This window comes from Pelagibius sp. Alg239-R121, from assembly GCF_947331435.1.
In the GTDB taxonomy this organism is placed as follows: domain Bacteria; phylum Pseudomonadota; class Alphaproteobacteria; order Kiloniellales; family Kiloniellaceae; genus Denitrobaculum.
The window spans coordinates 514388-533740 of record NZ_CAMZOF010000006.1 but is presented as its reverse complement, the minus strand read 5'-3'; the positions used below and the strand labels follow the sequence as shown (position 1 = coordinate 533740).

Below are 19353 nucleotides of genomic sequence, written 5' to 3'. Positions count from 1 at the left end.
CAACCGGCAAACTCTCACGAATTCCCCGATCCGGTGGCCGATGCCTTCGCGAAAGCACGGCCGCCTCGGTAAAAGAGGATGACCCAGCGATGCTGGAGAAAACTTATCGGCCAGATGAGGTCGAGGCGAAGCATTATGCGCAATGGGTAGAATCTGACGCTTTCAAGGCTGACGTCGAATCCAACGCTGCGCCCTATACAATCATGATGCCGCCGCCAAATGTGACTGGCAGCCTGCACATGGGGCACGCCCTGACTTTTACGCTTCAGGATATCCTGATTCGCTACAAGCGTATGGCGGGAACAGATGCCCTCTGGCAGCCAGGCTCCGACCACGCGGGCATCGCGACTCAGATGGTCGTAGAGCGGCAGCTAGCGGAACAGGGAATGACCCGGCATGACCTGGGCCGAGCGAAATTCCTCGACCGGGTCTGGGACTGGAAGGCGGAATCGGGCGGCACCATCGTCCGCCAGTTGCGCCGCCTCGGAGCTTCGCCGGACTGGGAGCGCGAGCGCTTCACCATGGACGAGGGTTTGTCCAAAGCGGTGAGCAAGGTTTTCGTTGCGCTTCACAAACAGGGCCTGATCTATAAAGACAAGCGCCTGGTTAACTGGGACCCGAAACTGCACACCGCTATTTCGGATCTTGAAGTCCTGCAGACCGAGACCAACGGTCATCTCTGGCACTTCCGTTATCCCATCGAGGGAACTGATCAACACGTCGTGGTGGCCACCACCCGGCCCGAAACCATGCTGGGCGATAGCGGTGTCGCGGTGCATCCTGAGGACGAGCGCTATCAGGCGATCGTCGGTAAGCACGTGATCCTGCCGCTGGTTGGCCGCCGCATCCCGATCGTTGCCGACGACTATGCCGACCCGGAAACCGGCAGCGGCGCAGTGAAAATGACACCGGCCCATGACTTCAACGACTTTGAAGTCGGCCGCCGTCACTCTTTGGAAATGATCAACATCTTCGATCGGGATGCGAAGCTGAACGACGAAGTGCCTGAAAAATACCGCGGCCTGGACCGCTTCGAGGCACGCAAGCTGGTGGTCGCCGATATGGAAGCCGCCGGCCAGTTGGAGAAAGTCGAAGATCATCACCACACGGTCCCGCACGGTGACCGCGGCGGCGTGCCGATCGAACCCTGGCTGACCGACCAATGGTATGTCGACGCTGAAACTCTCGCCAAACCCGCCATCAAGGCGGTGGAGGAGGGGCGGACCAGGTTCGTGCCTCAGCAGTGGGAAAATACCTATTTTGAGTGGATGCGAAACATTCAGCCCTGGTGCATTTCGCGCCAGATCTGGTGGGGGCATCAAATTCCTGCCTGGTACGGGCCGGACGGCACGACCTTTGTCGAAGAAACTGAGGAGGCCGCCAAAGCTGCCGCAGAATCGCACTACGGTAAAGCCGTCGAGCTGACCCGCGACGAAGACGTGCTGGACACCTGGTTCTCCTCGGCACTCTGGCCGTTTTCCACGCTTGGCTGGCCGGAAGAGACGCCGGAACTTGCGCGTTACTATCCGGGCGACGTCCTGGTCACCGGTTTCGATATCATCTTCTTCTGGGTCGCCCGGATGATGATGATGGGCCTCCACTTCATGGACGACGTACCGTTTCACACGGTCTACATCCATGCGCTGGTCCGTGACGAACAGGGCCAGAAGATGTCCAAGTCCAAGGGCAACGTCATCGACCCGCTTGATCTGGTCGAACGCTACAGCTGTGATTCTTTACGCTTTACCCTGGCAGCCATGGCAGCACCCGGACGGGATATTAAGATGTCCGAGTCCCGGGTCGAAGGTTACCGGAATTTCGCCACCAAACTCTGGAATGCGGCCCGCTTCAGCCTCATGAACGGCGCCAAACTGGATCCTTCCTTCGATCCCCGGGCGTGCAAGCTGCAGATCAACCGCTGGATCGTCGGTAAGGTGGCTCAGGCACGGTTGGACCTGGACAAAGCCTTCGAGGCCTATCGCTTCAATGACGCGGCGAACGTGCTCTACCACTTCGCCTGGCATGAATTCTGCGATTGGTATCTCGAGTTCACCAAGCCGATCATCGGTGGTGAAGATGCCGAAGCAGCCGCCGAGACGCGCGCGGCCGTCGCTTGGACCCTGTCGCAGCTTTTGCATCTGCTCCATCCCATCATGCCCTTCATCAGCGAAGAGCTTTGGGAAACCTTGAGCGAAAAGGAAGGCGATCCGCTGATCTCTTCCGCCTGGCCGGATCTTGGCGAAGATATGATCGATGCCAAGGTCGCCGCCGAGATCGATTGGGTCATTCGGGTCATCTCGGAGATCCGCGCGATCCGGGCAGAAATGAATGTTCCGCCGTCCTCGAAAGCGAGTGTCCTGGTTTGCGGTGCGAGCGAAGCGACCCAAGGCCGTGTTTTTGCGCAGGGCGACATCATCAAACGTCTGGCCCGCCTGGAGCAGTTCGAAGTGCTTCAGGGTGAAGCGCCGAAGGGATCCGTTCAGATCGTCGTCGACGAAGCGACCTTGGCATTGCCCCTGGCTGATCTGATCGATCTCGATGAGGAACGGGCCCGCCTGAATCGTGAGATCGAAAAAGTTGACGGCGAAATCGCCAAAGTCGACAAAAAACTGGCCAACGAGAGCTTTGTCGCCCGTGCCCCTGCGGAAGTCGTCGCCGAGCAACGCTCACGCAAGGAAGAATCACTCGGCGCTCGTGAAAAGCTCGTGGCTGCCCTGGAGCGTTTGGGGAACGCCTGAGCGCTCCGGCGTCGTTTGATAAAGAGGTATGAGCAGGATGACATCGGCATTCAGCGTATACGAGTTCGACTCGGCGATTGTGCGCAAGCCATCCAGGTCCGTTGCAAAAGGTCTGCGCGCAGGCGGCCAGGATGATCCGCGTTACGACGTCGTTGTTGATGAACACACTGCCTATGTATCGGCCCTGCAAGAAGCGGGTGTCGCAGTGCAGACCCTTGATGCCTTGGAGGAATTTCCTGACTCCATCTTTGTCGAGGATCCGGCACTCGTCTTTCCAGAGGCCGCCATCTTACTGCGTCCGGGGATCGGAAGCCGGGAAGCTGAAACTGCAGCGATCGCACCGGTCCTGCGGGAGCGTTTCGAAACCGTTCTGGAACTAGACGGCGGGTTCGTCGATGGCGGTGATATTCTCAACGCCCCCGACAGTGTGATGATCGGGCTATCGGCAAGAACAGATCTCGAAGGCGCGAACGCGCTCATGGCCTGCCTGGAGAAAATAGGCCGCAAAGGCGAAGTCGTCAGGACACCTGAAAATGTCCTGCATTTCAAATCCGACTGTTCCCTCATGGACGACACGACCGTTTTAACGACACAAAGGCTGTCGGCATCTGGCGTCTTCAAGGATTTTGCGCAGATTATCGTGCCCGAAGGCGAGGAGGGCGCTGCGAACGCCTTACGCGTCAACGACCGTGTATTCCTCGGAACCGGCTTTCTAGGCACCAATGCCTTGTTGGAACGGGCTGGCTATAGCCTCGTGCCACTGAACACTTCGGAAATTGCGAAGGTCGATGCCGGCCTCTCCTGCATGTCGCTCCGTTGGCATAGCTGAGTAACGACACTCTCCGCGTTCCGTCCTGCCTCCGTAAAAAGGCATCTTAGATCCGTCATGCATTCATGCAGGCCACGGGACTGTGTTGTGCGTTATTTGTGTTGGTACGGGCCGGGACGCATCGCTATTCTGCGCGCAATATTCGGGCAATCCCCCTTGTGGAGGGTGGGTTCCGAGGTGAGATAACGAAAAAACCAGCAGAGGGAGTGTCATGCCACTCGATAGCAACCCCAACCCCAGCTTCGACAAGTCGAAACTGCCAAGCCGTCATGTTTCGGTCGGACCGGCATCAGCGCCGCATCGTTCCTACTATTATGCCATGGGCATGACCGATGAGGAAATCGCGCAGCCTTTTGTAGGCGTCGCAACCTGCTGGAACGAAGCTGCACCCTGCAATATTTCTCTCGCGCGTCAGGCACAGGCCGTCAAAAAGGGTGTAAAGGCGGCTGCCGGTACGCCACGGGAATTCACCACCATCACAGTCACTGACGGCATCGCAATGGGCCACGCCGGCATGAAGGCCTCCCTGGTCAGCCGCGACCTGATCGCCGACTCTGTCGAACTGACCATGCGCGGCCACTGCTACGACGCGCTTGTCGGCCTTGCCGGCTGCGACAAATCACTGCCGGGCATGATGATGTCCATGGTGCGTCTGAACATTCCTTCGGTCTTCATGTATGGCGGGTCCATCCTGCCGGGGCGCCTTAAAGGCAAGGACATTACGGTTCAGGACGTCTTTGAGGCCGTTGGCGCGCACTCTGCCGGTAAAATCACCGATGAGGAGCTCCGGGGCATCGAATGCGCCGCTTGTCCCTCGGCGGGGTCCTGCGGCGGGCAGTTCACCGCCAACACCATGGCCTGCGTCTCCGAAGCCATGGGGCTGGCACTTCCGGGTTCCGCCGGCGCACCAGCGCCCTACGAATCCCGTGACGCTTACGCCGAAGCTTCAGGTGAAGCGGTGATGAAGTGTATCGCTCAGGGCATCCGGCCGCGCGATATCGTCACCCGCAAGTCGCTCGAAAATGCCGCCCGCATCGTGGCCGCTTCCGGTGGTTCGACCAATGCCGGCCTGCATCTGCCGGCCATTGCCAACGAAATCGGCATCGATTTCGACCTGGAGGACGTCACCGACATCTTCCGATCGACACCATACATTGCCGACCTTAAGCCCGGCGGGCGCTATGTCGCCAAGGATCTCTTCGAGATCGGTGGCGTGCAGGTCATGATGAAGGCACTGTACGAAGGCGGTCATTTGCACGGCGACTGCATCACTGTCACCGGTGAGACCATTGCCGAGCAGATGGAAAAGGTGACGTTCCCGGGAGATCAGGACGTAATCCGCCCGGTTTCCAATCCTCTCTCGCCGACCGGCGGTGTGGTTGGACTGAAGGGCAATCTAGCCCCGGAAGGCGCCATCGTGAAGGTCGCCGGCATGGAGCGGTTGAAGTTCACCGGCCCGGCCCGCGTCTTCGAATGCGAGGAAGATGCCTTCAATGCGGTTGAACGCCGCGACTATCAGGAAGGCGAGGTTCTTGTGATCCGGAACGAGGGCCCCAAAGGCGGCCCCGGGATGCGTGAAATGCTGGCCACAACGGCCGCGATCTACGGCCAGGGCATGGGCGATAAGGTTGCGCTGATCACAGACGGACGTTTTTCAGGTGCGACCCGCGGCTTCTGTATCGGTCATGTCGGTCCGGAAGCAGCCGTCGCCGGCCCAATCGGTTTGCTGAAAAACGGCGACAGCATCACCATCGATGCTGAAGAAGGCGTATTGAGTGTCGATCTCAGCGACGAGGAGCTTGAAACCCGCCGCAAAGACTGGAATCCGGGCAAGCATGACTATCAATCGGGCGCTATCTGGCGTTATGCACAGACGGTTGGTCCGGCTTACCTCGGGGCGGTGACCCATCCCGGCGGCAAGGAAGAAACCCACGTCTACGCGGATATCTGATCCCGGGACAGTCTGACGCCAGAACGAAAAAAGCGGAGGCTTCGGCCTCCGCTTTCTTTTTTGTAATCTCTTTGCCTGGAAGTCAGTCGAAGAGGGCGTCGATATCGTCCTGCGAGATACCCTCGTTCTGCAGCGCGGGTCCGTTCATCAGGGCATCATCGCCCTCGCGGTCATCATCGCCGACTTCGACCGGCAGATCCGCAAAGGCATCAACGCCCCAGATCGAGATCATGGCCAGGATGCGGTCTTCGATATAACGCAGGGTATTTACGACCTTGGTGATCCGCTGCCCCGTGATGTCCTGGAAATTACAGGCTTCCAGGATCTCGATCACGTTAAAGGCCACGTCTTCGGTCATGGCCTGAACGTCGGGATCGTCGTGATGCGTGGTGTTGAGTTTGTTGATGGCGGCTTCGATCTTTTCGTTGCCGGCCAGAATCTTGTTGGTCGCGGTTTCGGTATCGAGAACGATCGCATCGAGCTCACTTGAAGCCCGGTGCACCTTATCGTCGCTTTCGCTGGCGAGAGGGTGCTTGATCGAGGCGATTTCAGCCTTGGCGCGTCCGATGGAGCGAACCATCTGCGCGATCTCGATGCGCACGTCGCGCGCTTCTTCCAATGCGGCCTGCTCGTCATCGCTTGTGAGACCATCGCCGCCACCGCCAAATCCGCCCGAACCTAACTTTTCGCCCAGTTCACGAATGGCTTCCAGAACCTCGGCGTTCGAGACACCGGAACCGTCGTCTGCTGCCAGGAAGCTCGGCAAAGCCACGCCTTCGCCACTGTCCTTGCCATTTGTCAATTGTCCCAGCCGCTTCAAGCGAAGCTGACGTTCTGCGGAAAACTCTTTAACAGGAAGGCTCTGCGACATGACCCCCACCACCTACGTTATGATCAAAACCAATACAGCTGCGCTAGTGCGCCCAGTGATGTATAAGCCCACAGTCCTTAAGGATTTATGATCAAGTGAATCTATCGATCGCCCGGGAAGTGACTGTGGCAGCAACCCGTCTCGCAAAGGCCATCCGGAACTCCGAAACACCAACAGGATAGAGGCGAATTCTTCCATGACAGCAGAAATCTGCCGGATTGCGGTCGGCGGCTTCCAGCATGAAACCAACACCTTTGCACCAACCAAGGCCCAACTGGTCGATTTCGAAACCCCGAGTGCCTGGCCAGGGCTGACCCGGGGACAAGAGATGTTTGAGGCGGTGGCCGGCGTCAACATTCCCATTGCCGGCTTTATTGAGACTGCTCAGGCATCTGGATTTGAGATCGCTCCTCTTTCCTGGTCTGCAGCCTCGCCATCGGCCCAGGTGACGCAAGAAGCCTTCGAGACGATCGTCGGCGGGATGCTGGCGGATTTGAGTGGGATGACAGAAATCGACGCCGTCTACCTCGATCTTCATGGCGCGATGGTAACCGAGCATCTCGATGACGGAGAAGGAGCGTTCCTGGAGCGGTTGCGAAATCAGGTGGGCCCGGAGCTGCCTGTCGTCGTCTCGCTCGACCTTCACGCCAACATTACGCCGGAGATGATGACGCACGCGGATGCTCTGGTCGTCTATCGAACATATCCTCACGTCGATATGGCGGTTACCGGCGCGCGGGCGGCACGCCTGTTGGAGAGAATCATCATCGAGGGAAGAAAACCTGCCAAGGCTTTCTGCCAATTGCCATTTATGATTCCTCTCACCAGCGGCTGCACTTTCCAAGAGCCAGCCAAATCCCTCTATCGGCAGGTTGCGGCGGAAGAGGGCGGCAAGGTCTGGTCGGCCTCTTTTGCCTGTGGTTTCAATCCGGCCGATTTTCATCATGCCGGGCCTTCGGCATTGGCTTATGCCGATGACCAGGAGACCGCAGACGGGGTCGCACAAGAACTGCGAACGGCCGCTGTCGCACATGAATCCGAGTTCGCACCGGATGTTCTAGCGCCCGAAACCGCCGTTTCGCGGGCAAAATCCCTTTCTAGCGGTGCGTCCCGCCCCGTCATTCTCGCGGATGCACAGGATAATCCCGGCGGCGGAGCCGATTCAAACGCCGTCGAGCTATTGGAGGAATGCCTGAAACAAGGCGTGGAACAGGCTGCGTTGGCCCTGCTGTTCGACCCCGAAACGGCTTCTGCAGCTCACCTGGCGGGCGAAGGGACGGAAATACGCGTGCGCTTGGGCTGTCGCTACGGATCGCCCGGAAAAGAACCCCTGGAAACCTTGGCGCAGGTCTTGAAGTTGGGCGACGGCAAGTTCGAGGGCACGGGGCCCTTCTATCGCGGCGCGAGGATGGAACTTGGCCCTATGGCGTTGCTGCAGATCGGCGGCATCAAAGTGGTTGTCGGATCCAGGCAGTTGCAGGCAGCCGACCAGGAGATCTTCCGTCATCTTGGTATCGAGCCGCGGGAAATGTCTATCTTGATTCTCAAAAGTTCTGTGCACTTCCGGGCGGACTTTGAACCTATTGCCGAGGAAATTCTGGTGGTCGCGGCTCCCGGTCCGAACGTCATCGATAATGACCTGCTTGAGTTCAAGAAGCTGCGGCCCGACATCCGGCGCATGCCGCGAAAAACAGCTTAACTCGTACAGATACAATCGATTTTTTAGCGCTCGTCTCGGCGGCTGCGGGCACGCTTGGTGTTGTGGTCGCGCGCAAAGCTGTGAATTTCGATACCACTGGGAAGTTCGGCCGGTGCGATATGGAGATGAGACTTGTGGCGGAAGAACTTCACCAGAATAAGCCCGGCGACAAATCCTCCAATATGCGCCCACCAGGCAACACCGGAGACCACAGATCCAGATTGGAAGGCCGCGATAATCTGGAACAGCATCCAGACCGATAACACCAGATAGGCGGGGAGATAGACCGGAAAAATTAGAATGGGCACGAGGAGACGTGCCTTGGGGTACAGCACGAAGTATGCCCCCATGACGCCAGCAATGGCGCCACTGGCGCCTATGATCGGGCTCAGGGAGGCCGGATTAATAAGGACCTGGCTCAATACCGCGAGAATCCCGCAGATCGTATAAAATAGGGCGTAGTTGATATGCCCCATGGCATCTTCGACATTGTCGCCGTAAACCCACAGCACCAGCATGTTGAGCAGGAGATGCACGAAGCCGCCGTGCAAAAAGGTGTATGACACCAGGGTAATGATTGCGGGAACACCGCTGCCGCTCCGGCTCTGGAAGGGATTGTCGACCAGCCACTGCGGAATGGCCGCAAAAGTCCTGATCAGATTTTGCTCCAACACCGGCGTGCCGATGAACTGGATCGCAAAAATGCCGATGCAAAGCCCGATCAGCGTCCAGTTCACCCAGGGGTGAGGTAACCTGAGGCGCGGATTGTCGTCATCCAGAGGCAGAAACAGCGGCATTGAAGGTTCAGCACCTTACCAATAGAGCGCGGAAGAAACCCAGGAGCGATGTCATCAGTCGGTCAGTTCGCACCAGACGGGTGTGTGGTCCGACGGATTTTCCTTACCGCGAGGCTCCTTGTCGATCTCGCAGCGAACCAACCGGTCGGCGGCCTGCGGCGACAACAAAAGATGGTCGATCCGCAACCCGTTGTCATGATCGAAAGCCTGCCCGTAGTAATCCCAATAACTGTAGACGTGACGTTCGCTGTGCAGGCTACTCCAGGCTTCGGTGAAGCCAAGATTCAGCAAAGATCTGAATTCGCGACGCGATTCCGGGCGGCTGAGGGCATCGTCCTGAAATTTGATGGCGTCATAGGCATCATCGTCGCTCGGGATAACATTATAGTCGCCACCGAGAACCACCGGAGCTTCCGTCCGTAGCAGATCTTCCGCGTGCTTGCGCAAACGTTCCATCCAGCGAAGTTTGTAGGGAAATTTTTCACTGGAGACCGGGTTCCCATTGGGTAGATACAAGGCAGCAACTCGCACACCGAAGGTGGTTCCCTCGACGTATCGCGCTTGCTCGTCGCTCTCATCGCCAGGCAAGCCGATGAGAGTGTTTTCAATGGGTTGGCGGGATAACATTGCCACGCCGTTATAACTCTTCTGCGACGTGATCGCGACGTTATACCCGGCTGCTTCGATCTCGAGGCGCGGAAACTTCTCCTCAACGCACTTGAGTTCCTGAAGCAGTGCCACATCGGGCGCAGCGCTTTCCAACCACTCGAGAAGATTCGGCAGCCGTTTGTTGACCGAATTGACGTTCCAGGTCGCTATCTTGACCATAAGCCCCCGTTTGAGTCTGATCGTTTAACTGTGAATCAAAGTCAAACGTGAATCAGCCTCTCCTTCAATAGATTAGAGGACGATTCTCGTTATCGATCGAATTGATCAGTAACGACCGCGCTCTAGAAAAACAGAGGGCCGCTCGCAAGCGGCCCGTTATGTAACCAAACAGTCTCTCGAGAGGCACGTTCAAGATCGATGTTGCTTTGCCGACTATATCGAAAAGGACGAGCCACATCCGCAGGACGAGGTCGCGTTCGGATTGATGATCTGGAACGAAGCACCGATCAAATCTTCAACGAAATCGATTTCGGCGCCGCCGAGGAGTTCGAGAGATGTCTCGTCGATGACGACCGAAACGCCGTCACGCTGAAAGCGATGGTCCTCTTGATTGACGGTATCATCGAAAGAGAAGCCATACTGGAAGCCTGAACAGCCACCGCCCGACACGGAGACACGCATCATCAAATCGGACTGATCTTCTTGCTCGATCAGCCAGGCAATGCGCTTTGCCGCCGATGCGGACAGCGTCACTTCAGGCGTTTTGACGACATCCAGGACGTCGCTCATTCCGATTCCTCCAAAACCATCTCAGGCCATTATAGCCACTGTCACAATAACAGCAAAATCTACTGTTTCCTTATTTAGGAAAAATTTAGCCGCTGTCAATTCACCAAGTTCTTAATGCCCAACAATGAGTAAAGTCGGGCAAAGTTGTGAAATTCAAGGATTTTCGCTGTTCGGGCGTTGCGTTTTCGCGTTGCAAAACGTTAGTGTCCGCGCATGTCGGACCTTTCAGCGAATCTGGCGCCTTACGCCTGTGATCCCAGCAAAACGCGCGGGCGTCTGGTTGACGAGCCCGAAAGCCCGACCCGTTCGTGCTTTCAGCGTGATCGTGACCGGGTTATCCATTCAGGCGCCTTTCGGCGGCTCCAGTATAAAACGCAGGTTTTCGTCTATCACGAAGGCGATCATTTCCGCACGCGCCTGACTCACTCCCTGGAAGTCGCGCAGATTGCCCGCAGTATCAGCCGTACTTTGAGACTGAACGAAGATCTCGCGGAGGCCATCGCTTTAGCGCATGATCTGGGCCACACGCCCTTTGGTCATGCCGGTGAGGATGTCCTGGGCGAAATGATGGCGCCCTTTGGTGGGTTCGATCACAACGAGCAGACCTTTCGCATTATCGCCGACCTTGAGCATCGGTATGCCCGCTTTCGCGGTCTGAATCTGACGTGGGAAACTCTGGAAGGGGTGGTCAAGCACAATGGACCGCTGTCGGGCCCCAACGCTGGAGAAAAAGAACGTGCAAAAGGCGGGGCAGGGCGGTTTATCACGGAATTTTGTAAAGGCTTCGATCTGGAAGTCGACAGTTTCGCCGGTGCCGAAGCCCAGGTTGCGGCGCTGGCCGATGATATCGCGTACAACAATCACGATATCGATGATGGTCTTCGTGCGGGTCTTTTTACCATCGAGGATCTTCACGAAATCCCGCTGGTCGGCCCGATGTTCGCGTTCGTCGCCGAAACCTATCCCGGGATCGACGAGACCAGCCTGATCCATGAGTCTGTCCGGCGCCTGATAGACCGGATGGTCAATGACCTGCTTGAGGAGACCAGAAGACGTCTGGAATCCGCCGCGCCGCAGTGCTCCGCCGATGTAAGAGCTTTAGACCATCCGATCGTTGCCTTTTCTGAAGAGATGAGGGAAAACGAGCGCGTCCTCCGGTCGTTTCTGTTTTCGCGCATGTATCGTCACGAGCGCGTAATGCGAATGACTTCAGAGGTCAAAGTGGTTGCCAGAGACCTATTCCGACATTATCAGGCCAATCCTTCCGCATTGCCCGATCAATGGCGCGATGAAACGGGAAGCCTTGACGATACAGGCGCAGCACGCCTGATCGCGGACTATATCGCTGGAATGACCGACAGATTTGCAATGCAGGAACATGCCAAATTAATTGGCTAGAAATTCAACAACTATGAACGTTTTCAAATCCTTCAGGGAAAACATCATCTCCGCACTTGGAGAGATGGAGAAGGCCGGGCAACTCCCCGCTGGCCTCGATCTAAGCCGGGTTTCAGCTGAACCGCCCCGCGACCGTACGCATGGTGACATTGCCACAAACGCTGCGATGGTACTGGCCAAGCAGGCGGGACAGAAGCCACGCGATCTGGCGGAAACACTCGCTTCACGCCTGCGAGGGATAGCGTCGGTGGAACAGGTCGAGATTGCCGGTCCGGGCTTCATCAATGTCAGTCTGGAAGACGAATTCTGGCGTAATTGTCTGCGCGACATCCTGAAGTCCGGGACCCACTACGGTGATTCCGATCTGGGCGGGGGCGAGATGGTTAACGTTGAGTTCGTCTCGGCAAATCCAACCGGGCCTCTGACCGTCGGGCATGCGCGGGGTTCTGTCGTCGGCGACGTATTGGCATCCCTGATCGCCAAAGCGGGCTATAAGGTTGTCCGCGAGTACTACATCAATGACGCCGGCGCCCAGGTGGACGTTCTGGCGCGCTCCGCCTATCTGCGCTATCGGGAAGCACTCGGCGAGGATATCGGCAAGATTCCCGAGGGCCTCTATCCGGCGGGATACCTCAAGAATGTGGGGCAAAGCCTTGTTGCCCGGGACGGGGACAAGTGGCTCGAACAACCGGAAGAAGTCTGGCTGCCTGAAGTCCGCCAGTTTGCAATTGATGCCATGATGGACCTTGTGCGCGAAAATCTCGCTGGCTTGGGCGTCAGGCACGATGTCTTTTCATCGGAACGGGCCATGGTCGACAACGGCGGCGTCGAAGATGCGATCAAGACCCTGACGGAACGGGGGTTGGTCTATACCGGCGTGCTGGAACCGCCCAAGGGAAAGAAGCCGGACGATTGGGAACCCGTGCCGCTGACTCTATTCAAGGCGACGGATTTTGGAGACGATGTGGATCGTCCTCTGCTCAAATCAGACGGCAGCCTGACCTACTTCGCCAACGACATCGCCTACCACCTGGACAAGTTCCGGCGCGGCGGCCAGACCATGATCAACGTCTGGGGCGCGGATCATGGCGGCTACGTCAAGCGCATGCAGGCGGCGGTCGCGGCCCTGACCGGTGGTGAGGGAAAGCTCGACGTTAAAATCTGCCAGCTCGTCAAGCTCATGCGTGGCGGCGAGATGGTGAAGATGTCCAAACGCTCGGGCAATTTCGTCACACTGCAAGAGGTGATCGACGAAGTCGGTAAGGACGTCGTGCGTTTCATCATGCTGACCCGAAAAAACGATGCGCCCCTGGATTTCGACCTGGAAAAGGTTCTCGAACAGAGCCGCGACAATCCGGTATTTTACGTTAACTATGCGCATGCACGCGCGCATTCCGTTGCACGTATGTGCGCCGAAGCCTTTCCGGATCTGCCCCTAGATGATGTATCCTTGCGGGCCAGCGAACTCAATTTGTTGACCGACTCGGACGAGCTTGCTGTGATGAAGCTGCTTGCCGAGTGGCCTAGACTGGTTGAGAGCGCGGCAGAGGCACATGAACCTCACAGGGTTGCGTTTTATCTTTACGATCTGGCTGCGGCCTTCCACGGCCTTTGGACCAAGGGCAATGTACGTTTCATCGTCCATGGCCAGCCGAAGTTAACGCAAGCGCGTATGGCATTGGTTCGCTCTGTTGCGGTCGTGGTCGCTTCGGGACTGGAGGTATTTGGCGTCGAGCCGGTTGAGGAGATGCGGTAGTGCCCGCAGACGGTGGTTCGGACAGCTATCAGAGGTTCGAGCGTGCTTTGGAAGGATTGCGGGCCGGTCCGGGACTTCAGGCCCCCTCGAGTACCGCTGCAGCCGGACAGAACACCTCGGCAAGGCAGAGTCCGCCGGGTTTGACGGCGGAACAGAGATTGGATCCGGGCCTGTCACAGGGCCAAGACCAGGGAATACAAATGGACGATTTTGTTCAAGACACCGCCGATATGGAACGCGACCTGCGGCGCCGTTCACGGCTGTTGCCGATCGGTATCGCATTGATGCTGCTCTCGGCTTTCGGCGCAGTCGTCTGGTTCGCCTTTGCCGATCCGAGCGCTGCACCTGATGGGCAGCAAACGGTTGAGTTGATCCAGGCAGATCCGGAACCGGTAAAATCAAAACCGGAAGATCCAGGCGGAATGAAAGTTCAGCATCAGGACAAGCTAATTCTCAATCCGGATCCGGAAAAGCCGCAAGTCGAACGTCTGTTGCCGCCCCCTGAAGCCCCGCTTCCTGTTCCTGAGGCAAGCGCCAGCGCAGAGACTGCAGAAGGTGCGCCTGCTGACCGCGAAGATGTCACTGACAGCCCGGTGGTGGTTACCGAATCCGCGGAAGCTGGCTCGGCATCGCTGCAGGAAGATGGTGAAAACAGCGTCGCAAAAGCCACTGACACTGCAAAAACTGCGATTGAACAAGCAGGCGCGTCAGCCGCGCAGCTCGCCGAAAAGACGCAGGACTCTGCCTCACAGACTGTGGCAAAAGTACAGCCGAAGGCGGAGAAGGCGGCGAAAGAGCGGGTCGCACCAAAACCTGCCGAGCCCAAGCCTCTGCCCAAGGTCGCAGAGGCTGCCGCCGTGACGCCGAAACCTGTGGCCCCGAAAGTCGTGGCTCCAAAGGTGGAAACGGCAAAGCCCGTTACACAAACCGCCAAGGTGCCGACCGACAGCGGCTACATCCTGCAGCTCGCATCCCTGCGCTCGGAAAAGGATGCACTACAGGAATGGGGCCGAATTCAAGGTGAAAACAAGAACTTGCTGTCCCGCATGAAACCGATTGTCGAAAAAGCCGATATCGAGGGCATCGGTACTCGATACCGCCTGCAGACTGGGCCTTTTCCAACCAAGGCCACTGCGCAGGATCTTTGTGCACAACTCAAGGCAGCCAAACAGGACTGCCTGGTCAAGCGTCGTTGATCGCTATGAAAACTCTACCCGAAAACACCTCGGCCATTATATTCGGCTGTGAAGGTACTGTTTTAACGGATTGGGAACGTGCGTTTTTCGCCGAGGCTAATCCCTTCGGTTTCATTCTCTTCAAACGAAACTGCGAATCTCCGGAGCAGCTGCGTCACCTGACCTACGACCTGCGCGAAGCGATCGGGCGGGAAGATGCGCCGATACTGGTCGACCAGGAAGGCGGACGGGTCACACGGCTTAAGCCGCCCAACTGGCGGGCGGTGCCGGCACCGGGACGGCTTGGTGCGCTCGTGGCGCGCGATCCAGCAACGGCCGAAGAGGCGGTCCGGCTCAACACGGAACTGATGGCCGCCGAACTCAGGGATGTCGGCTTGAACGTCAACTGCATTCCGTCTCTGGATCTGGCTCTTCCAGGCGCACACGATGTCATTGGGGATCGCGCTTTCGCTGCGGACCCCGTGATCGCGGCGCAACTGGGCAAGGTTTGCATGGATGCCTGCCTGTCAGGTGGTGTCATGCCGGTTATCAAGCATATTCCGGGACACGGGCGGGCCATGGTCGACAGTCACCTCACGCTGCCTGTGGTCACGGCCTCTCTCGACGAACTCAAGGCAGAAGACTTTGAGGCCTTCCGACTGCGTGCAGAGGCGCCTTGGGCCATGACGGGACATGTTGTCTATACAGCCGTCGATTCGGATCGGCCTGCGACTGCGTCGCAAAAGGTGGTGCAAGAGGTCATCAGAGACTATATCGGCTTTAACGGCCTTCTTCTGTCTGACGATCTCTCCATGGAAGCCCTGGAGGGAAATCTGGGGCAGCGTGCGGCTGCCGCCTTGGCGGCAGGATGCGATATCGCATTGCATTGCAATGGAAAACCGGACGAAATGCAGGCTGTCGCGGCCAATTCGCAGATCATGAGCCAGGAAGCCCGCGATCGTGCTGCCACTGCAGCTAAACGCCTCGGAACACCCGATGACCTGGCCTATCAGGACGCGGTCGAGCGCTTGGACGAGTTACTGGGCACAGAGTAGAGACACGCAGTCTCTCAGGCTTTGGGACTCAGCGAGGAATAGAGTTTGGATTTTTCCGCAATATTGCAGGAAATTACCGTTTGGGCTTTACCCATCCTGCTAGCCGTTACAATTCACGAAGCCGCGCATGGTTATATCGCATGGAAGCTTGGTGACGATACGGCCTACCGTCTCGGGCGCGTTAATTTCAATCCATTGCGGCACATTGATCCATTCGGCACGATCCTGCTGCCCGCGATGCTGTTGATCAGCGGCTCAAGCTTTCTCTTCGGATGGGCAAAGCCCGTGCCGGTGCGTTTCGATCGGCTGCGCCACCCCAGGCGGGACATGGTATTGGTTGCCGTCGCCGGCCCCGGCGCAAACCTGTTGCTTGCGACGATTTCGGCGCTGCTGTTGCATTTTGTCGTCTTTCTACCAGCCGACGTAGCCTCCTGGGCAGGGCAAAACCTCATCAACTCTATTGTTATCAATGTGTTGTTAGCGGTTTTTAACATGATTCCCCTGCCGCCACTGGATGGCGGGCGCGTGGCGGTGGGCTTGCTTCCGTATCCTCTTGCGGTCCGTTTTGCGCGGCTGGAACGATATGGCTTTTTGATCCTTATCGCCGCCATCCTTATTCCGAGTTTTTTGGCGGATTACGGCCTTGATCTCCATATCATCAGATGGATTATCGGGCCACCTGTAGAAGCGCTGATATCATTCTTTGTATCGCTGACCAGTTTTTAGTGCATATTGTGACTCGAACCGTACGTACATACGACATTTAGCGGGGCAGGGGTGTCCACGGAGCAGGAACAAACTATCGGCGACGACGCCTTCGAGGAGGATTCCGGCCTCCAGTCCAAGCGCACTGATGGGCTGATTCTCGATCTCGAGGGCTATGAAGGTCCGATCGATGTGCTCTTGCAGCTGGCCCGCGACCAAAAGGTCGATCTGACCGGTATCTCCATCCTTGCGCTCGCCGATCAATATCTCGAGTTCGTTCGCGAAGCGCGCAAGGTGCGCCTGGAATTGGCAGCGGACTATCTGGTGATGGCCGCCTGGCTGGCTTATCTGAAGTCCCGTCTGATGCTGCCGGAGCCGGCGGGCGACGAGGAACCGAGCGGCGCCGAGATGGCGGCGGCCTTGAAGTTCCAGCTGCAACGCCTTGAGTCTATGCAGAAAGCCGGGAAACTGCTGGTCGAACGGCCGCGCCTTGGGCAGGGGATTTTCGTCCGCGGCGAACCGGAGCAGCTGCGGGTCGAGACCACGACGACCTTCGATGTGTCTCTGCTGGAGTTGCTGCGCGCCTACGCCAAAAACCGCGTCCGCAACGAAGTCTCCAGCTTGCATATACAAGCGACCGAACTCTATACGGTCGATGACGCACTGCAACGTCTGACATCGCTGTTAGGGGCGTCGCCTAACTGGAAAACACTCAGTTCCTTCCTGCCCAGCGATCTGCTGGACCCGCTGGTCCGCCGGTCCGCCGTGGCAACCACCTTTGTTGCCTCGCTTGAACTCTGTCGCGAGGGTAAACTGCAGATAAGACAAGACGGAATGTTCGGAACGATCTATTTCCGTGGCGTCGATGAAGATACCCGGGACCGGTCATGAACGAACGCTTCGATCAACTTCGCCTGCTGGAGGCAATCTTCTTTGGGTCACCAAAGCCGATCAAGCCGGATCATCTGAAGCGCCACCTCCCAGAAGGCGCAGATATCAATGGCTTGATCATCGAACTTCAGGCTCTTTATGCAAACCGCGGTGTAAATCTGGTTCAGATCGCGGACTGCTGGGCCTTTCGGACAGCGGCCGACCTGGCACCCTATATGAAGATCGAAACCACTGCGGTTAAAAAGTTGACCCGCGCAGCGGTGGAGACCCTTGCGATCGTTGCCTATCACCAACCAGTCACGCGGGGCGAAATCGAAGAAATCCGTGGTGTCGCTCTCTCTAAAGGGACTCTGGACACGCTTCTGGAAGCCGGTTGGATCAAGTTAAAAGGCCGGCGCAAAACGCCCGGACGACCGGTTACCTGGGGCACCACAGATTCATTCCTGGATCATTTCGGCCTGGACACAGTCGATTCCCTGCCGGGCATCGAGGAACTGAAGGCCGCCGGTTTACTGGATAGCCGCCCGGCCATCACGGCACTCGGAGGCCGCGGTGTTCTGCTTGCTTCGGGCGATGACGGCGAAGACATCGCGCCTGAAGAAGAGGACGAGGAGGCGGACGAGGAAGAAGAGCTTTTGCCGGAAGATTTCGGCGAACCCTTGTCGGCCGTGGAAACCTCCGAAGCAGCGGATACGAATGAGCCTGATCAAGAAGGTGGCGATCTGGGCGTATCTGAGTCGGAGTTGGAATCGGAAGATGAGGCGCAGGACGTAGAACCGGTGACGTAACCGCCTCAACAGCCTTTTCATCTCAGAGATTGATTTTTAATCGCAGTGGCATTACCTCTGCTCGGCGCAGGCGGTTGCTCTGGAGCCGCAGGTACAGGCGGACAGCGGCGCTGTGTCGGCCTAAAACCAGAATTCGATGAAAGTGGGTCTATGGACGCGCTCAAGTTCGAGCATGTCAGTCATTCCTTTGGCCAGGTGCAGGCGGTCGATGATCTCGAACTTTCGGTGAAGTCGGGTGAACTCGTATGCCTTCTGGGCCCCTCGGGGTGCGGGAAAACCACGGCTTTGCGCATTGCCGCCGGACTGGAGCCGTTGCAGCAGGGCCGTATCGCCATGTCTGGTAAGACCGTTGGCGAACCCAACCGGAATCTGGCGCCTGAGGAGCGGGGTATCGGCCTGGTTTTCCAGGACTTTGCTCTGTTTCCTCACCTCTCCATCGCCGACAATGTGGCCTTTGGTCTTTCTCGTGCCTCCGCTTCTTTACGTGCGGAGCGGGTGACCACGGCGCTGACCCAGGTTGGCATGGAAAGCTACCGCGACGCCTTTCCACACATGCTCTCCGGCGGCCAGCAGCAACGGGTCGCGCTGGCCAGGGCCTTGGCACCGCAACCCAAGATTATGCTGCTGGACGAGCCTTTTTCAGGTCTGGACTCGCGGCTGCGGCATCAGGTGCGCGACGAAACCCTGCATGTCCTGAAAGAAAGCGGGACTGCGACCCTGATGGTGACCCATGATCCCGAAGAAGCCATGTTCATGGCGGATCGGATCGCCCTGATGCGGGCGGGAAGGGTCGAACAGCAGGGCAGACCCAGCGATCTCTACTTCGCGCCTCGAAATGCCTTTGTGGCGACTTTTTTCGGTGAAACAAACGAACTGGAAGGAATCTGCGTTTCTGGGCAGGTTTCAACGCCTTTCGGCTCGATCCCAACCAGCGATATGGCGGACGGTACGGAGGTGAGCGTGCTGGTCCGCCCCGAGGCGCTTCGCCTGAAGACCCCGGGAAGCAGCGAAGAGCCCGCCGACAATACGGCCACAGTGCTGGCCGCCCGCATGCTTGGACGCAGCAGTCTGGTGCATCTGCAATTGGGCGATCACCAGGACTCAACGGCCCAATCCGGCGTGACACCGCACGAAGTTCAGTATCAGGGGCATCCGCTTCATTGGCATGCGCGTATACCCGGAAGATATCTTCCCGCGGAGGGTGAAGCACTCGACGTTTACCTTGATCGCAGCCAAGCGTTTGTTTTTCCGAGAAACATCACCAATTAGTGGGCAGGCGCAAGAAGCGTTGCGGCAGGCGAA

At 57.8% G+C, this 19353-nt stretch carries 16 protein-coding genes; 12 read left to right on the top strand and 4 right to left on the bottom strand.

Going from position 1 to position 19353, the window contains the following annotated elements:
- Nucleotides 1-89: 89 nt before the first annotated feature.
- The 3 genes from QMZ18_RS21535 to ilvD all read left to right on the top strand — a co-directional run bounded on the left by QMZ18_RS21535 (nt 90) and on the right by ilvD (nt 5518).
- Nucleotides 90-2738, top strand: coding sequence for a valine--tRNA ligase (locus QMZ18_RS21535; RefSeq protein WP_282608406.1), 2649 nt, complete (start codon nt 90-92; stop codon nt 2736-2738).
- A 37-nt stretch (nt 2739-2775) separates the two neighbouring features.
- Nucleotides 2776-3567, top strand: coding sequence for an arginine deiminase family protein (locus QMZ18_RS21530; protein WP_282608405.1), 792 nt, complete (start codon nt 2776-2778; stop codon nt 3565-3567).
- A gap of 211 nt (nt 3568-3778) precedes the next feature.
- Nucleotides 3779-5518, top strand: coding sequence for a dihydroxy-acid dehydratase (ilvD, locus tag QMZ18_RS21525; protein ID WP_282608404.1), 1740 nt, complete (start codon nt 3779-3781; stop codon nt 5516-5518).
- Between the two features lie 82 nt (nt 5519-5600).
- Here the strand turns inward: ilvD and QMZ18_RS21520 are convergent, their stop codons facing one another.
- Nucleotides 5601-6389, bottom strand: coding sequence for a protein phosphatase CheZ (locus QMZ18_RS21520; RefSeq protein WP_282608403.1), 789 nt, complete (start codon nt 6387-6389; stop codon nt 5601-5603).
- 196 nt (nt 6390-6585) lie between these two features.
- Here QMZ18_RS21520 and QMZ18_RS21515 point away from each other — a divergent pair, with 196 nt between their 5' ends.
- Complete coding sequence (locus QMZ18_RS21515; protein WP_282608402.1) at nt 6586-8088, top strand: M81 family metallopeptidase; 1503 nt, start codon at nt 6586-6588, stop codon at nt 8086-8088.
- Between the two features lie 23 nt (nt 8089-8111).
- Here the strand turns inward: QMZ18_RS21515 and QMZ18_RS21510 are convergent, their stop codons facing one another.
- The 3 genes from QMZ18_RS21510 to erpA all read right to left on the bottom strand — a co-directional run bounded on the left by QMZ18_RS21510 (nt 8112) and on the right by erpA (nt 10283).
- Nucleotides 8112-8885: a rhomboid family intramembrane serine protease gene (locus tag QMZ18_RS21510; RefSeq protein ID WP_282608401.1), complete on the bottom strand. Its 774-nt coding sequence runs from the start codon at nt 8883-8885 to the stop codon at nt 8112-8114.
- Between the two features lie 54 nt (nt 8886-8939).
- Nucleotides 8940-9713: an exodeoxyribonuclease III gene (gene xth, locus QMZ18_RS21505; RefSeq protein WP_282608400.1), complete on the bottom strand. Its 774-nt coding sequence runs from the start codon at nt 9711-9713 to the stop codon at nt 8940-8942.
- Between the two features lie 213 nt (nt 9714-9926).
- Entirely contained in the window at nt 9927-10283 is a 357-nt protein-coding gene (erpA, locus tag QMZ18_RS21500; protein ID WP_282608399.1) for an iron-sulfur cluster insertion protein ErpA, read from the bottom strand.
- 213 nt (nt 10284-10496) lie between these two features.
- Between erpA and QMZ18_RS21495 the strand changes: the two genes are divergently transcribed.
- The 8 genes from QMZ18_RS21495 (at nt 10497) to QMZ18_RS21460 (ending at nt 19320) form a co-directional block, all read left to right on the top strand.
- Nucleotides 10497-11681 carry a deoxyguanosinetriphosphate triphosphohydrolase gene (locus QMZ18_RS21495; protein WP_282608398.1) on the top strand — a complete coding sequence of 395 codons (1185 nt, stop codon included), beginning with the start codon at nt 10497-10499 and terminating at the stop codon, nt 11679-11681.
- 13 nt (nt 11682-11694) lie between these two features.
- A complete protein-coding gene (gene argS, locus QMZ18_RS21490) occupies nt 11695-13437 on the top strand; it encodes an arginine--tRNA ligase (RefSeq protein ID WP_282608397.1) in 1743 nt (580 codons plus the stop codon).
- Nucleotides 13437-14633, top strand: coding sequence for an SPOR domain-containing protein (locus QMZ18_RS21485; protein WP_282608396.1), 1197 nt, complete (start codon nt 13437-13439; stop codon nt 14631-14633). Before argS ends, QMZ18_RS21485 begins: the two co-directional genes overlap by 1 nt.
- 5 nt (nt 14634-14638) lie before the next feature.
- Nucleotides 14639-15667 carry a beta-N-acetylhexosaminidase gene (gene nagZ / locus QMZ18_RS21480; protein ID WP_282608395.1) on the top strand — a complete coding sequence of 343 codons (1029 nt, stop codon included), beginning with the start codon at nt 14639-14641 and terminating at the stop codon, nt 15665-15667.
- Between the two features lie 45 nt (nt 15668-15712).
- A complete protein-coding gene (locus tag QMZ18_RS21475; protein ID WP_282608394.1) occupies nt 15713-16393 on the top strand; it encodes a site-2 protease family protein in 681 nt (226 codons plus the stop codon).
- A gap of 51 nt (nt 16394-16444) precedes the next feature.
- Nucleotides 16445-17263, top strand: a complete 819-nt coding sequence (locus QMZ18_RS21470; protein ID WP_282608393.1) for a ScpA family protein — start codon at nt 16445-16447, stop codon at nt 17261-17263.
- Nucleotides 17260-18051 carry an SMC-Scp complex subunit ScpB gene (gene scpB / locus QMZ18_RS21465; RefSeq protein WP_282608392.1) on the top strand — a complete coding sequence of 264 codons (792 nt, stop codon included), beginning with the start codon at nt 17260-17262 and terminating at the stop codon, nt 18049-18051. Before QMZ18_RS21470 ends, scpB begins: the two co-directional genes overlap by 4 nt.
- Before the next feature lie 150 nt (nt 18052-18201).
- On the top strand, nt 18202-19320 hold the full coding sequence (locus QMZ18_RS21460; protein WP_282608391.1) for an ABC transporter ATP-binding protein: 1119 nt from the start codon (nt 18202-18204) through the stop codon (nt 19318-19320).
- Nucleotides 19321-19353 lie beyond the last annotated feature (33 nt).

Excerpts from the sequence above, each read along its gene's own strand:
- QMZ18_RS21535 (WP_282608406.1), top strand. The coding sequence starts at position 90 with ATGCTGGAGAAAACTTATCGGCCAGATGAGGTCGAGGCGAAGCATTAT.
- QMZ18_RS21530 (WP_282608405.1), top strand. The coding sequence starts at position 2,776 with ATGACATCGGCATTCAGCGTATACGAGTTCGACTCGGCGATTGTGCGC.
- ilvD (WP_282608404.1), top strand. The coding sequence starts at position 3,779 with ATGCCACTCGATAGCAACCCCAACCCCAGCTTCGACAAGTCGAAACTG.
- QMZ18_RS21520 (WP_282608403.1), bottom strand. The coding sequence starts at position 6,389 with ATGTCGCAGAGCCTTCCTGTTAAAGAGTTTTCCGCAGAACGTCAGCTT.
- QMZ18_RS21515 (WP_282608402.1), top strand. The coding sequence starts at position 6,586 with ATGACAGCAGAAATCTGCCGGATTGCGGTCGGCGGCTTCCAGCATGAA.
- QMZ18_RS21510 (WP_282608401.1), bottom strand. The coding sequence starts at position 8,885 with ATGCCGCTGTTTCTGCCTCTGGATGACGACAATCCGCGCCTCAGGTTA.
- xth (WP_282608400.1), bottom strand. The coding sequence starts at position 9,713 with ATGGTCAAGATAGCGACCTGGAACGTCAATTCGGTCAACAAACGGCTG.
- erpA (WP_282608399.1), bottom strand. The coding sequence starts at position 10,283 with ATGAGCGACGTCCTGGATGTCGTCAAAACGCCTGAAGTGACGCTGTCC.
- QMZ18_RS21495 (WP_282608398.1), top strand. The coding sequence starts at position 10,497 with ATGTCGGACCTTTCAGCGAATCTGGCGCCTTACGCCTGTGATCCCAGC.
- argS (WP_282608397.1), top strand. The coding sequence starts at position 11,695 with ATGAACGTTTTCAAATCCTTCAGGGAAAACATCATCTCCGCACTTGGA.
- nagZ (WP_282608395.1), top strand. The coding sequence starts at position 14,639 with ATGAAAACTCTACCCGAAAACACCTCGGCCATTATATTCGGCTGTGAA.
- scpB (WP_282608392.1), top strand. The coding sequence starts at position 17,260 with ATGAACGAACGCTTCGATCAACTTCGCCTGCTGGAGGCAATCTTCTTT.
- QMZ18_RS21460 (WP_282608391.1), top strand. The coding sequence starts at position 18,202 with ATGGACGCGCTCAAGTTCGAGCATGTCAGTCATTCCTTTGGCCAGGTG.